General features: G+C 61.9%; 16 protein-coding genes. 3 read left to right on the top strand and 13 right to left on the bottom strand.

Annotated elements, in window-relative coordinates:
- Window positions 1–20 precede the first annotated feature (20 nt).
- From IWX64_RS00465 to IWX64_RS00420, 10 genes are all read right to left on the bottom strand, one after another.
- Complete coding sequence (locus IWX64_RS00465) at window positions 21–974, bottom strand: type II secretion system F family protein (protein ID WP_334683033.1); 954 nt, start codon at window positions 972–974, stop codon at window positions 21–23.
- Window positions 971–2,446: a CpaF family protein gene (locus IWX64_RS00460; protein ID WP_312883944.1), complete on the bottom strand. Its 1,476-nt coding sequence runs from the start codon at window positions 2,444–2,446 to the stop codon at window positions 971–973. The genes IWX64_RS00465 and IWX64_RS00460 overlap by 4 nt, the downstream gene beginning before the upstream one ends.
- A complete protein-coding gene (locus IWX64_RS00455; protein ID WP_196865225.1) occupies window positions 2,443–3,654 on the bottom strand; it encodes an AAA family ATPase in 1,212 nt (403 codons plus the stop codon). Before IWX64_RS00455 ends, IWX64_RS00460 begins: the two co-directional genes overlap by 4 nt.
- Window positions 3,651–4,391, bottom strand: coding sequence for a Flp pilus assembly protein CpaB (cpaB, locus tag IWX64_RS00450; RefSeq protein ID WP_196865224.1), 741 nt, complete (start codon window positions 4,389–4,391; stop codon window positions 3,651–3,653). The genes IWX64_RS00455 and cpaB overlap by 4 nt, the downstream gene beginning before the upstream one ends.
- A gap of 11 nt (window positions 4,392–4,402) precedes the next feature.
- Entirely contained in the window at window positions 4,403–5,311 is a 909-nt protein-coding gene (locus IWX64_RS00445; RefSeq protein ID WP_196865223.1) for a pilus assembly protein TadG-related protein, read from the bottom strand.
- The gene (locus IWX64_RS00440; RefSeq protein ID WP_196865222.1) at window positions 5,311–5,685 is read right to left on the bottom strand and encodes a TadE/TadG family type IV pilus assembly protein; all 375 of its coding nucleotides are present in this window, start codon (window positions 5,683–5,685) and stop codon (window positions 5,311–5,313) included. The genes IWX64_RS00445 and IWX64_RS00440 overlap by 1 nt, the downstream gene beginning before the upstream one ends.
- 113 nt (window positions 5,686–5,798) lie before the next feature.
- The gene (locus IWX64_RS00435; protein WP_196865221.1) at window positions 5,799–5,993 is read right to left on the bottom strand and encodes a Flp family type IVb pilin; all 195 of its coding nucleotides are present in this window, start codon (window positions 5,991–5,993) and stop codon (window positions 5,799–5,801) included.
- 200 nt (window positions 5,994–6,193) lie between these two features.
- On the bottom strand, window positions 6,194–6,952 hold the full coding sequence (locus IWX64_RS00430; protein WP_196865220.1) for an iron ABC transporter ATP-binding protein: 759 nt from the start codon (window positions 6,950–6,952) through the stop codon (window positions 6,194–6,196).
- On the bottom strand, window positions 6,949–7,950 hold the full coding sequence (locus IWX64_RS00425; RefSeq protein ID WP_334683032.1) for an iron chelate uptake ABC transporter family permease subunit: 1,002 nt from the start codon (window positions 7,948–7,950) through the stop codon (window positions 6,949–6,951). The genes IWX64_RS00430 and IWX64_RS00425 overlap by 4 nt, the downstream gene beginning before the upstream one ends.
- Window positions 7,940–8,425, bottom strand: a complete 486-nt coding sequence (locus IWX64_RS00420; protein WP_334683031.1) for an iron chelate uptake ABC transporter family permease subunit — start codon at window positions 8,423–8,425, stop codon at window positions 7,940–7,942. Before IWX64_RS00420 ends, IWX64_RS00425 begins: the two co-directional genes overlap by 11 nt.
- A gap of 297 nt (window positions 8,426–8,722) precedes the next feature.
- Between IWX64_RS00420 and rplM the strand changes: the two genes are divergently transcribed.
- The 3 genes from rplM (at window position 8,723) to glmM (ending at window position 11,190) form a co-directional block, all read left to right on the top strand.
- On the top strand, window positions 8,723–9,166 hold the full coding sequence (gene rplM / locus IWX64_RS00415) for a 50S ribosomal protein L13 (protein WP_019481538.1): 444 nt from the start codon (window positions 8,723–8,725) through the stop codon (window positions 9,164–9,166).
- A 41-nt stretch (window positions 9,167–9,207) separates the two neighbouring features.
- The gene (gene rpsI / locus IWX64_RS00410) at window positions 9,208–9,705 is read left to right on the top strand and encodes a 30S ribosomal protein S9 (RefSeq protein WP_196865219.1); all 498 of its coding nucleotides are present in this window, start codon (window positions 9,208–9,210) and stop codon (window positions 9,703–9,705) included.
- A gap of 132 nt (window positions 9,706–9,837) precedes the next feature.
- Window positions 9,838–11,190, top strand: coding sequence for a phosphoglucosamine mutase (glmM, locus tag IWX64_RS00405; RefSeq protein ID WP_196865218.1), 1,353 nt, complete (start codon window positions 9,838–9,840; stop codon window positions 11,188–11,190).
- Window positions 11,191–11,243: 53 nt separating this feature from the next.
- Here glmM and mscL read toward each other — a convergent pair whose 3' ends face one another.
- Genes mscL through coaA form a run of 3 tightly spaced genes read right to left on the bottom strand, consistent with a single transcriptional unit; the run spans window position 11,244 to window position 13,456 of the window.
- The gene (gene mscL, locus IWX64_RS00400) at window positions 11,244–11,636 is read right to left on the bottom strand and encodes a large conductance mechanosensitive channel protein MscL (RefSeq protein ID WP_196865217.1); all 393 of its coding nucleotides are present in this window, start codon (window positions 11,634–11,636) and stop codon (window positions 11,244–11,246) included.
- A gap of 18 nt (window positions 11,637–11,654) precedes the next feature.
- Window positions 11,655–12,476: a M15 family metallopeptidase gene (locus IWX64_RS00395; RefSeq protein WP_312883947.1), complete on the bottom strand. Its 822-nt coding sequence runs from the start codon at window positions 12,474–12,476 to the stop codon at window positions 11,655–11,657.
- A complete protein-coding gene (gene coaA, locus IWX64_RS00390) occupies window positions 12,473–13,456 on the bottom strand; it encodes a type I pantothenate kinase (RefSeq protein ID WP_196865216.1) in 984 nt (327 codons plus the stop codon). The genes IWX64_RS00395 and coaA overlap by 4 nt, the downstream gene beginning before the upstream one ends.
- Between the last annotated feature and the right edge of the window lie 5 nt (window positions 13,457–13,461).

Below are 13,461 nucleotides of genomic sequence, written 5' to 3'. Positions count from 1 at the left end.
CCGACCCGATTGACAGTGGGCTAGAACTTGAACGAGACCACCTTCTTCATCCACACCCCACCCACCAGAAGTAGTATCAGTGAAACCCCGATCAGCAGGTAGCCGATGGGGTGCTGAAACATCGGATCCATATACCCGGGACTGACCACCATCAGAATTGCACCCATGGCGAACGGCAAACCCATCAGGATGTAGGCCGACAGCTTGCCTTCAGCGCTCAACGTGTCTACCTGCCGACGAATCTGGTTGCGTTCACGAATGGTTTGACCCACCTGATCGAGCACTGTGGCCAGGTTGCCACCCACTTCACGATGGATGGCAATAGCTTGCGCCACCCAGGAAAAGTCCTCGGATTGCATCCGATCGGCGGCGTCATCCAGTGCGTCACCCAGGTCACGACCGAGCCGGGTTTCGTTGATGATACGGGTGAACTCCTCGGTGGTCGGAGCTTCCGAATCGGCTGAAACGGCGTCGATTGCGCGCAGCAGGCTGTGCCCGGCACGCAAACCTCCTGCCAGCAATTGCAGGGTGTCGTCGAGTTGCTCTGCAAACTGTTTCTGACGGCGGGACGTCAGGATGCCGAGGGTCACCTTGACGAGAAGCGGGGCAGCAATAGCCAGAATGATGGCGAAGAACGGTCCGGCAAGGATCAGCCCCACACAGGCGGCGAGCACAGTGACGATGCCGGTCAGCACAACGAAGTCGGCTGGTCGGATCGTCACGCCAGCGCTTTCAAGTCTCGCAGCTGTTCCCGCCATCAGGTTGCGTCTCTTGAGGAGCCTGTCGACCAGGCTGATGGTCACGCTCGCCAATTGGGTCAGCTGGATAGGGGAGGGTGGGGCAGCCGACTTGGCGCGGTTTAGCGAATTCCGTTGGGGACGGGGGATGAGTACGAGCAAGATGGCGGCGCCCAGTGCGGCGAAACAGGCGACGATTCCAAGGAGGAGCTGGATAACCGGTGGTTCAGGCGTCATCGTTCACTCCTCCCGTTGACAGGGGACCCGAAAACGCTGGGGGAGAGTTCAATGCCGAGGTCCCGGAACCGGTCGGTGAACTTCGGGCGTACTCCGGTTGCCACCGGAACGCCAAGGAACCGGCCGTTGGAGTCGACGCCCGCGCTGTAGTCAAAGACGAAGGCATCCTGCAGGGTCACGATCTCGCCCTCCATGCCCTGGACCTCGGTCACATGGGTGACCCGACGGGTACCATCACGCAGACGGGTGAGCTGCACAATGACGTCCACTGCAGCAGCGAGCTGCTCACGGACCGCACGGAGCGGAAGGTCCATCCCAGCCATCAGAACGAGAGTTTCCAGCCGGGCAATTGCGTCGCGGGGTGAGTTGGAGTGGACGGTGGAGAGGGATCCGTCGTGGCCAGTGTTCATGGCCTGCAGCATGTCCAGGGTCTCGCCCCCGCGGACCTCCCCCACCACTATGCGGTCGGGCCGCATACGGAGGGAGTTGCGGACCAGATCCCGTATGGTGATCTCACCCTTGCCCTCGATGTTGCTGGGCCTGCTCTCCAACCGCACCACGTGGTCCTGCTGGAGCTGCAGTTCCACCGCATCCTCGATAGTAACGATCCTCTCGCCCTCCGGGATGAAGGAGGAGAGGACATTCAGGAGAGTGGTCTTCCCTGTGCCAGTGCCGCCGGACACGATGATATTCAACCGGGCCTTGACGCAGGCATCCAACAGCTCAGCCATGTCGGGGGATAGGGTCCCGAAGCCGATCAGGTCGTGAACCTGAAACGGGTCGGTGGCGAACTTTCGAATGGTCAAGGAGGATCCATTCACCGCCAAGGGCGGAATCACGGCGTTCACGCGGGAACCGTCGGCCAAACGAGCATCCACCAGCGGGGACGACTCGTCAATCCGTCGGCCCACCCGGGACACGATGCGTTCAATTACCTTCCGGAGGTGTTCCTCTGACGCAAACCGGACCCCGCTGCGGGTCAGCTTGCCGTGCTGCTCCACATAGATCATGTTCGGACCATTCACCATAATTTCGGTGACGCTTTCGTCGTCGAGCAGGTGCTGCAACGGACCGTAGCCCAAAACATCATCGCTGACACCACGGATCAGCCGCTGACGTTCATCTTTGGAAAGGGGCACCTCCTCTTCCTCGACCACCTGGGTGAGTTCTTCCTGTACCAGGGCGTGCAGCTGATCCTCGGTCAGGGCTGAATCGAGTAGCCGGTTTCCGAGCCGTTCGAAGAGAATGGTGCCGGCCCTGTCTTTCAGCTTGGCCAAGGCGTCGCGAGCTGGTGGCGGGGCTGACGCCGACGGCTTGGGAGTTCGCGGCGGCTGCCCTTCCCTCGTGCGCGGCTGTAATGACTGTTTCTGCTGAGGAGCGGCGGCCAGCACAGGCGCGTCCTGCGCTGCTGGTTGAGAGGACCCTGTTCCTGACGATCGACGGGCGGCTTCCAGACGCTCGGCAAGATTCACTGCTTTCCTCCCCGATGACGTCCATGACCCTTGGCTTTCACGGCGACGACGGGCGGTGCGAAGCGGAGCAACAGCTTCCGCAGCGCCTTGCTCGCGGGATCCCGTCGCTTGTTCTCGAGCAGGGGTGCCCCCTGGTTGGTGGAAAGCCGAACGGCGCGGGAGGACGGGATGACGATGTCGACCTTGACGCTGAGTGCCTTCTCGACGTCGGCGAGGGTCAGGCCGTCCCTTTGGTCAGCATTGTTGAGCACAATATGACGGGTGATCGGAATGAGTGCCAGCTCCCGCAGCACATCGAGTTCCTTGCGCAACCCCCGCACGCTGGGTACGTCCATGCCGCTGACAAAGACATAGTCGGTTGCCTTGTCCAGTGCGGCGAGGGTGTGCTCGGACAGCCCGGGGGAGGTGTCGACCACCACGTAGCGGTACTGGCTTGCCAGCTGGTCCAGTAGATGCGATACGTCTTCGCCGGAGACATGATCCACCGAATCGGGAAGATCGGGGGCGCACAGGGCAAATAGCCCGGTTGGATGGGCGCTGAGAAAAGATTTCAACACCATGGTGTCGCGGCGGGCTGGACCATGAACCGCATCGGTCACCGAGTGGTCCGGGGAAATTGTCAATGCACTCGCCACGTCCCCGAACTGCAGGTCGAGATCGACCAGTACCGTGGCGTGGGGAGCTGATGCAGCCAGTCCGACCGCCAGGTTGCTTGCAACAGTAGTTTTTCCGGCTCCCCCCTTGGGAGAAACCACTGCGATTACCCGACCGTTGGCAGTGCCAGCGGTATCGCCGGACGAGAGGCTGGCTGAGCGTCGTCGAATGGCCGCGCTGCGGGTGGCCCGATGAAGGAGCACGCTCAGGTCGGCAACCTCGGCCTCGGGTTCAACGACGTCCCGGATCCCGGCGCGCATGGCGCTGAGCACCACACTGGGGGTGGGGGTGGTGGCGAGAAGAACGCTGACTTCGGGGAACTGCACCTCAAACTCGTCGGCAAGCTGCAGTGCGTCATCGAGGGGAACCCCTGGCCCGAGCATCAGTACGTCGAGAAGCCGGGGATCTGGAAGCTGGGCAACCAGCTCCTGCGCACCCGTCGGAAAAGCCGAGCCCGGCCAGGAATGTATTTCTCCCTCGAGTACTCCCGACGCCGCTTCCGTGAGTCGCTGGAGAAAGTCAGGAGCTGCGGTGACTATCGCGTAGCGGCTCATTCGTAAATCTCATCTGCAGTGATCGGCCGGGTGCCGTCCTCGGTGGCTGTCGCCGGTTCTTTTGAAAGCCAGATCCTGCCAAATTCTTGCCCATAGACGACTTTCTCGGCGTCAGGTGCTGGGCGGGCTACCGTCACCAAGACGCTTCCGGCAGGAATTGGGGTGGAGCCTGGAACATTCGATTCCTCCACCTGCTCTGGCAAGCCCTGAACGTTTGTGACCAGTACTTTATGCAGGGTGAGGTGGCTTACAGCCAGCGGATTTTCTTCACCGCCGCCTTCCAGCGATATAAAGACGCCGACCGTGTCCCCGGGACGTATCTGGCCACCAACGGCACGCTGGGGCTCCAGAAGAATGGTGACTTCCTGCATGCCCTCGGGCACCTCGACCACTGAGTCTTCACTGAGCTCCGCCGGGTCAACAAACCGGCTGCTCAACACCTGCTCACCAGCTACCAACTCCACACTGGTTACCAGGCCGGCGACCTGATCAAGGCTCACGATTGCGTCTGCGGGTACCACTTTGGCGGGGACTGCCTCCTCGCTCACCAGCTCGACTATGCCCTCGGCAGTAGTGCCCTCGGGGATTGAGATTCCGTTCCGGACCACCAGGACTGTCTGGGTTTCGGTGCCAGCCAGAGCCCGCTGCTCGGAGGCGCTGACGTATTGCACCAGGAGCACGGCGCCGATCACTGCAAGGACGACGGCGGCTATCGCACCGATGATTCGGCTTTTCACTGGAAATTCCTTTACTGGCTTAGCGTGACAAAGAAGGCGTTTAACTCGTCTCCGCCGAGCTCTTCGACGCCGAAGGACTCGAGGTCTTCGAGGGAGACCAGGGTAATGAATTTGCCCTTGATTCCGGCGCAGTTGTTGCAGCCGGTCTCCTTGATGGATTCACCGGGCCAGCTGTGTTTTGTGGTGTAGAACGCAGCAAAACCGTCAATCACGTAGTTAACGTTATTGCCGTTGCCTGACTTCGCCACGTAAACAGGCAATAAGATGGTTTTCCCATCGATATCGCAATTCTGGGGGCCACTCTTTCCTGGATCCCCTGCAATGATCTCGTCGACATCGACTGTTGCGCTACAGCTCTTCTTGTCGAGCGTATCGAGCCAGCCGAAAGCTCCCGGTAGAGACTTGCCGTCCGTACCCGTGCAACTGGAGTCGACGGTTATCCAGATCTCTTCGTCAGTGGGGGTCTGATCGAAGAGACACTTCGGTGCGGTGAAAGGAAAGACAGTCGCTTTGGAGGGGCTGCCCCAAGACGCCCGTGCTTTGGCCTGTACAGCCGACGACTCGATGCCCAGCACCGGCGCAAACCAGAACTGGACCGCCGATTTGCCATCGATGGTGAGGGTATTGGTGGTGACGGTGACCGTGTTGGAAACTGACAAGTCGACGACTGCGCTCGCGCGGCCGTCATTGGCGTTGGCGCTGGCAAGAGTTGCTGCGGTCACAGCTGACACTCCTGGATCGCACAAGTCCTTATATGCGCACTCCTGGGCAATGGCGAGAGCCGCGGCGTCTGCACCGTTCTGCAACTGGGCGCGTTCGGCGAAGACAATTCCGACATCGATGACCAGCGCGGCCATTCCCAGTACCAGCACCATCAGGAGCGACGCCATGACCGCCACCGCGCCGTCCTCGTTCTTCATCAGCCGCCGCATCGCATCACTCCCCTTCCAGTGACGGATACTGCATCGGCGAATAGTCCGGACAGCAGATCGACCGAGTAGGTCACCGTAACCGTCGTTTCAGTAGCGCTTTCACACGGACTCACAGTGACCTGACTTGACGTCAAAGCGGGCTGGAGACCTGGTGCCGAAAGGATGGCGGCGGCTACTGCCACGCCGGAGTCCTTCTGGATCGCCATCACCCGGACCGCCTCGCGTGCAGCCGACGTCACCTGTAGCTGGGCGCTGTAGACCCGCCCAAATTCGACAATTCCGACCAAGACCAGCAGCAATATTGGCACCACAAGCGCGAATTCGACCGCAGCCGCTCCGGACTCGGACCGCAATCGTTTCATGTGCGTACTTTCGTGCTAATCAGATCGAAGCAACGGAGCTCTGCGCCGCTGCTTCGATCTGTTTCCCGACCTCCCCGGCGGGCCGGGACAACTGAGTATTTGCCGACAGAGATCTACGTAGTGGGGATGATATTGGTGAAGAGAGTCTGAAGCTGAGGGCCGAAGACAAGCATCAGCGTTGTGATCACTACCGCGAGCAGGCCGACCAGCAGGCCGTACTCAACTGCGGTGGCGCCGGTTTCTTCGCGGCGAAGGCGTTCGGTGGCCTTGAGGCCGAGGACGTGGAGGGTGGCAAAGAGAGAGACCATGGGATGCTCCTGGAAAATGTGAGTGAACGGAAGCGGAGGATCAATTCCGCCGCTGAATTGAAAGTAGCATTAGCAATCCGTGGATTATGGATGCTCTTCGTATCCTTCGCAAACACTGCGGGAGGCATGACTTTGCTGCGTTAACCCTTGGACAATCTGGTCTCTCAGTGACCTCGGCGTCGTCTTCTGATGCCCGATTCTCAGGTGTAATGGAAGCTGATCCGGTTCCCGTTGATGCTTTGCACATCAATCGGAGTCTCATAGATGGAGGACAGCACCTCGGGCTGCATGATGTCGTCGACCGGTCCCTGCCGGACGATCCGGCCGTTGCTCATCGCCACAATCTCGTCCGAATAGACCGAGGCGAAGTTGATGTCGTGCATGACGAGGACCACGCGTTTTCCCATCTCATCGGCGGCGCGGCGGAGGAGCCGCATAATCTCGACGGCATGCCGAAGATCGAGGTTGTTCAGCGGCTCATCGAGGAGGACATAGTCAGTGTCCTGCGCCAGCACCATCGCGATGAATGCCCGCTGTCTTTGCCCACCCGAAAGCTCATCAAGAAAACGGGTCTGGAGCTCCGTCAGGTCGAGGTACGCCAAGGCATTGGCTATCCGCGACTTGTCATCCACTGTCAGCCGGCCCCGGGAGTGGGGGTAGCGTCCGAAAGCTACCAATTCGCCGACCGTCAGCCGGGCCGTGAGGAAGTTGTCCTGATGCAGCAGGGCAACCTTCTTCGCCAGGATCCGGCCCGACGTCGTCCTGGTGTTCAGCCCGTCAATCTCGACAGCGCCCGCATCCATGGTGAGCAGCCGGCCGATGATTGAGAGCACCGTGGACTTGCCAGCCCCATTGGGTCCGATGATCGAGGTCACCCCGATTCGGCCGAGATCCAGATCGACACTGTCGACCACAGGGACCGACCCGTACGTTTTTGTTACCCCTCGCAGAGTGATCATCGGGGTCCCTTTCTGATCAGAAGAACGACAAACAGGATGCCACCGACAAATTCGATGATGATGCTCAAGGCGGTGTTGGACCCGAAGACCTGCTCAAGAACGAACTGTCCACCGACGAGAGCGATAATTCCCAGCAGGACAGTCGCAGGAAGCACCACCAGGTGGCGGCTGGTTCCGGTGAGGCCATAGGCCAGGTTGGCGACGATCAGGCCGAAGAAGGTGATTGGACCTACCAGGGCGGTCGATACCGACACCAGCACCGCAATGAGCACCAGAATGCCGAGAACTGTTCGGCGGTAATTGACCCCCAGTCCCACCGAGTGGTGCTCGCCTAGGCCCAGGACGTCGAACACGGACATCAACCGTGCGCCGACCAGCACGCAAACAAGTACGGCAATAGCCGAGATGACAATGAGGTCTTCGTTGACGGCGTTGAAGCTGGCGAAGAACGAGTCCTGCAGGACGGCGAAGGCGGCGGGGTCCAGCATGCGCTGGAGGAAACCGGAGATGCTGCGAAAGAGGACGCCGAGGATAATGCCCACCAGGATCATCAGGTGCAGGCTGCGCCGTGCACCGAAGAAGAGCCAGCTGAAGAGGAGGGTGGAGAAGAGCACCATTGCACCCACCTCGAGAAGCCATTTCAGGCGGTCGTCGAACGTCGACAGGGTCAGTGCTCCAAAGCCGAAAACGATTACCGTCTGAATCAGCACATAAAGGGCATCGAATCCCATGATGGACGGCGTCAGGATCCGGTTGTTGGTGATGGTCTGGAAAGGCACCGTCGATACTCCCACGGCAATGGCAACCAGGACCATCGCTGCTACCTTGCGGGCCCGGAACGGCACAGCGAAGTCCCAGCTCCCGGTAATGCCGACGGTGAGGAAGCAGATGATGCTGCCGAGTGCCACCGCGCAGAGGACCACGAGGACCATCGCAGGGCGGGTGAATCGCCGTCGTCGGGCAGTCACTAATGAGGATGTCGACAGATTAGTGGACACGGCTGGGGCTCCTGAGCAGGAGGTACAGGAAGATCGCGGCGCCCACTACACCGACCACGACACCCAGCGGGATTTCGTAGGGAAAGCGCACCAGGCGTCCGATCATGTCGCAGAGAAGCACGAATCCAGCTCCCAGCACAGCCACCCAGGGCATGGACTTCCGGACGTTGTCGCCCACCATGAGACTCACCACATTGGGGACGACGAGGCCCAGGAACGGGACGACGCCGGCCGTCACCACCACCACGGCGCTCACAACCGAAACGATCACCAGCCCGAACGCGAGGAGGCGTCCATAGTTAAGCCCCGCGTTCGCCGTGAACTGCTGGCCGAGCCCGGCAACGGTGAATCTGTTGGCTGCCAGGTAGGCGATGACCGTCATGGCGAACGCAACCCAGAGCAGCTCGTAGCGGCCCCTCAGGATGCCGGAAAAGTCGCCGGTCATCCACACCCCGAGTGTCTGGAGCAGGTCCAAGCCCAGGTACGGCCGGCGTCGTCCAATTTTCTGCCGGTTGACCCCGCTTTGACCTGAGGCACAGCTTCACGCTAATCTTGGTAGTCGTTGTGCGTATCCCTCCTCGATACGTCCATGCCCGCGTGGCGACTCGGTTGCAGAGTCACCTGGCCCGCGGGAATGGCCGAGATACCCGGGATCACTGGCTTTCAGCCCTCACCTGAAGTTCCGGTAGCGCATGCATAAGCTGAGCTTTCGCGTGGGAATTCACTTTCCTCTCGTGGAGGCGTCACCGAACAAGAAACGAAGGCAAAAACCGTGCGTACGTACACCCCGAAGCCAGGCGACATCAACCGCCAGTGGCACGTCATTGACGCCACCGACGTTGTCCTAGGCCGACTTGCCAGCCAGACCGCAACACTGCTGCGCGGAAAGCACAAGCCGACCTTTGCACCCCATATGGATATGGGCGATTTCGTCATCATCATCAACGCCGAGAAGGTAGCCCTCACCGGCGCCAAGCTCGAGCAGAAGCGTGCATACCGCCACTCCGGTTTCCCGGGTGGCCTCTCGTCGGTCAACTACGCAGAGCTGCTGGAACAGAATCCGGTCCGCGCTGTGGAGAAGGCCATCCGAGGCATGCTTCCCAAGACTTCCCTGGCTGCCCAGCAGATCGGGAAACTGAAGGTCTACCGCGGTGCCGAGCACCCTCACGCTGCCCAGCAGCCCAAGACCTTCGAAATTACCCAGGTCGCCCAGTAGTCCTGGCCACCACACACTAAGAAATTAATTCAAGGAGAACCGTGGCTCAGAACACTGAAGAGCTGAATGAACCAACTGAGGAGCTTACGAGCTACACCTCAGAAACCGGCGAGACCACCGAGGCAACTGCCAAGGAACGTCCCGCCCTGACCGTCGGCGGCGGAGCCGTCGGCCGTCGCAAGGAAGCAGTTGCACGGGTCCGGCTCGTCCCCGGTACCGGCAAGTGGGTTGTCAATGGCCGCGAACTGGCCGACTACTTCCCGAACAAGCTGCACCAGCAGGAAGTCAACGATCCGTTCAAGATCCTTGAACTCCTCGGCTCCTACGACGTCATCGCCCGTATCCACGGTGGTGGCCCATCCGGCCAGGCCGGTGCGCTTCGCCTCGGCGTCGCCCGTGCCCTGAACGAGATTGACCGCGAGAACAACCGTGCCATCCTCAAGAAGGCCGGCTTCCTGACCCGTGACGCACGAGTGATCGAGCGTAAGAAGGCTGGTCTGAAGAAGGCTCGCAAGGCACCTCAGTACTCCAAGCGCTAGAGCACCGCGTGGATCGGCCCGCTTGCTCAAGCGTGACTGGTCCAGTGTGCTTCCCAACGCCCGTCCGGGTTCCGGACGGGCGTTGGTTGTTTAAGATCGGGATCGTTTCCCCCTGAACTAGGATGTACATCGATGAGTAGATTATTTGGGACCGATGGGGTCCGCGGACTGGCAAATGAACTGATCACGCCCGAGCTGGCAATGCAGCTGGCACAGGCGGCGGCAGTGGTGCTGGGGCACCGCTTTACCGATGGCAGACGGCCCACCGCCGTCATCGCCCGTGACCCCCGCATCAGCGGCGACTTCATTGCCGCAGCAGTGGAGGCCGGCCTGGCCGGGGCAGGCGTTGACGTTTTCGACGCCGGAATCCTCCCCACGCCTGCCGCAGCGTTCCTCGTGGCAGACCTGGACGCCGATTTCGGTGTCATGATCTCCGCTTCCCACAATGCGGCGCCCGACAACGGCATCAAGTTCCTTGCCCGCGGAGGCAAGAAGCTCGATGACACCATCGAGGACGCCATCGAGCTGGAGCTGACCCGCCCGGCCCTTCGGCCCACCGGGGGCGATGTCGGCCGGATCCAGCGCTTCGCCGATGCCGAGGACCGCTATGTGGTCCATCTGCTGCAGACCCTCCCCAACCGGCTGGAGGGAGTCAAAGTGGTGCTCGACTGTGCCAACGGAGCCGCCAGCGGTTGCTCGCCGCAGGTCTTCGCTGATGCGGGCGCCGAGATCGTGGTGATTGGCGCCGACCCCGACGGGATCAACATCAATGACGGGTGCGGGTCCACCCACCTCGGCCCCCTGCAGGCGGCGGTGCTTGAGCACGGCGCGGATCTGGGTATCGCCCACGACGGCGACGCCGACCGGTGCCTCGCCGTTGACCACGAAGGAAACATCGTTGATGGCGACCAGATCATGGCGATCATGGCCGTGGCGATGAACGCTGCCGGCACACTCAAGGACAACACCCTGGTCGCCACGGTGATGAGCAACCTCGGTCTGAAGCTCGCTCTCCGCGAGGCTGGCATCAGCCTCAGGGAAACTGGTGTTGGCGACAGGTATGTGCTTGAGGGAATGCGCGACGGCGGTTACAGCCTGGGCGGCGAGCAGTCGGGTCACGTCATTTTTGCCGAGTACGCCACTACCGGTGATGGCGTCCTGACCGGTCTGCAACTGGCGGCCCAGGTCGCGCGGACCGGACGGACGCTCAAGGAGCTGTCCCAGATCATGAACAAGCTTCCCCAGGTGCTGATTAACGTGAAGGGCGTCGACAAGGGCGCCGTGACCACCAACGAGCATGTCCAGCAGGCAGTCCTCGAAGCGCAGGACGTGCTGGGGGAGACCGGTCGGGTGCTCCTGCGACCATCCGGCACCGAGCCCGTGGTGCGGGTCATGGTGGAGGCAGCCGACATGGCAACCGCCCAGCTGACCGCCGACCGCCTCGCCGAGACGGTCTCGCTCCGGCTGGCTCTGGCCTCAGCGTAGGTTCGGGCCCCAGGGTCCGCAGCAGACAGCGGCCAGCCTGGAATATCTGCCCCTTAGGGGCGGGTCGCCAGACTGTCCCGGATCTCCGTCAGCAGGGCGATCTGCGGGTCCACGGCAGGCTCCTCCTGCACGATGCCAAGGGTCCGATTGCGGCGCGCGATCATCTTGTTCATGGGCAGCACGACGACGAGGTAGATTGCTGCCGCTACGAGCAGGAAGTTGACGATTGCGGTCAGGAGTACCCCGAACATGATGTCGTTCCCATCGATGGTGACCTTCGCGAAATCATCGAAGTTCGGGGATCCCACCAATGCCGAGATCAGCGGCATGAGAACCGAATCGACGAGTGCGGTGACCACAGCGCCGAAGGCAGAGCCGAGAACGACGGCGACGGCCAGGTCGACGACGTTTCCCTTCATGATGAATGTCTTGAATCCGTTGAGCATCCGCCAAGGATATCTTCGCTAGCCGTAGTCGGGCGCATCGGGCAGCCCGAAGTACTCCTCGAGGGTCTGGACCCCGTCATCCCACATGGAGGTAGAGGTCTCCGCTCCAACGAACCGGTAGTGCCATGACTCGGCGAGGAACCCGGTGGTGTCCTGGCGACCCTCCGGGTACCGCAGGATGAAGCCGAACCTGTGGGCGTTCTCCGCTGCCCAGGCTGCTGCGGCAGTCTCCGCAAAACATGATCGGAGGGTACAGGCGCCGTCGTCCTGCCCGATGTCGAAGGCCAGCCCGGTCTGGTGTTCCGAGAAACCGGGGCGGGCCGAGTAGTTGTCGGCGTTCTCGGCACTGCCATTAAGGCTCACCCAGTAGTTATAGGTATCCACCTGCACCGGATAGGAGCGGTAACCGCTCACGAGGGTGAGTCCGACGTCGTCGGCGGCTGCCGCTGCGTACATCTCCTCCACCGCCTGCGCGGCGTCGGGGCGCAACGTGGCATTTGCCTGGTCGACGGCGAGGGCCACCGCGGGCAGGACCAGATCGTCGGGTACGTAGTCGATCGGGTCAAGGGGACGGCGCTTGTTGACGACGACGGTCACGGCGGCGGGGTCGGCGAACGCGTCCGCCACGACAGACGGGACGGAGTTGGTCGCGGGAGCGGAGGGGGCAGGGCCCGCAGACGACGGCGCCCGTTGGGCGGGCGCGGGGATCTCCCCGACGGTAAGGCTGGGGATCTCCGACGTTGCAGGGTCCGGGTCGGTTGCCCCGCAGCCGGACAGGACGGCGGCAAGGACGATGGCGGCTGCCAGGAGCCCTCGCACGGGCCGCCGGGACTGGCTCACGTCTTCCGCAGCAGCATTCGCCGCACCGAGTGGTCGGCTTCCTTGGTGAGGACCAGTTGCGCCCGCCCGCGGGTGGGGAGCACGTTGTCCATCAGGTTGGGCTCATTGATCCGCTTCCAGATCCCGAGGGCGGTTTCCTTCGCCTCATCGTCGGTCAGCGACGCGTACCGGTGGAAGTACGACTGCGGATTGGCGAACGCGCCGGTCCTCAGGGACTGGAACCGCTGCACATACCACTGCTCAATGTAGGAGGTCTTGGCGTCCACATAGATGGAAAAGTCGAAAAAGTCGCTGAGCGCCAGGCCGGACCGGCCATCCGCCCGGGTGCGGGCGGGGGCGAGCACGTTCAGGCCCTCGACGATCAGGACATCCGGCCGCCGGACCACCACCTCCCGGTCCGGGACAATGTCGTACGAAAGGTGGGAGTACCACGGTGCCCGCACCTCCTCGGCGCCGCTCTTGACCTCGCTGACGAACCTGAGCAGGCGCCGCCGGTCGTAGGACTCGGGGAAACCCTTCCGCTGCATCAAACCGCGTCGTTGCAGCTCGGCATTGGGGTACAGGAACCCGTCGGTGGTCACCAGCTCCACATTGGGGGTGTCCGGCCAGCGGCTGAGCAGCTCCCGGAGCACGCGGGCGGTGGTTGATTTGCCGACGGCGACCGAGCCGGCCACGCCGATGACAAAGGGGGTGCGGGTGCGTTGCTCGCCCAGGAAGGTGGTGGTCGCGGCATGCAGTTCCCCTGCGGCGGCGACGTACAGGTAGAGGAGCCGGGAGAGGGGAAGATAGACCTCACGTACCTCGTCGAGGTTGAGCTCATCGCCCAACCCCTTCAGCCGCAGGATGTCTTCCAGGCCCAGAGGCGAGGTGATTTCGTTGGAAAGCCGGGCCCAGGTCTGCCGGTCGAGTTCGACAAACGGTGTGAAGTTGCTCTCCGCACCATTGGTTGCGGCCACCCCGGCATTTGATTCGTTCACCATAGGAA

The sequence above is a fragment of the Arthrobacter sp. CAN_A212 genome, from assembly GCF_015752345.1.
Lineage (GTDB): Bacteria > Actinomycetota > Actinomycetes > Actinomycetales > Micrococcaceae > Arthrobacter_D.
Note: the sequence above shows the minus strand (reverse complement) of the source record. Positions and strands in the feature narration are given on the sequence as shown.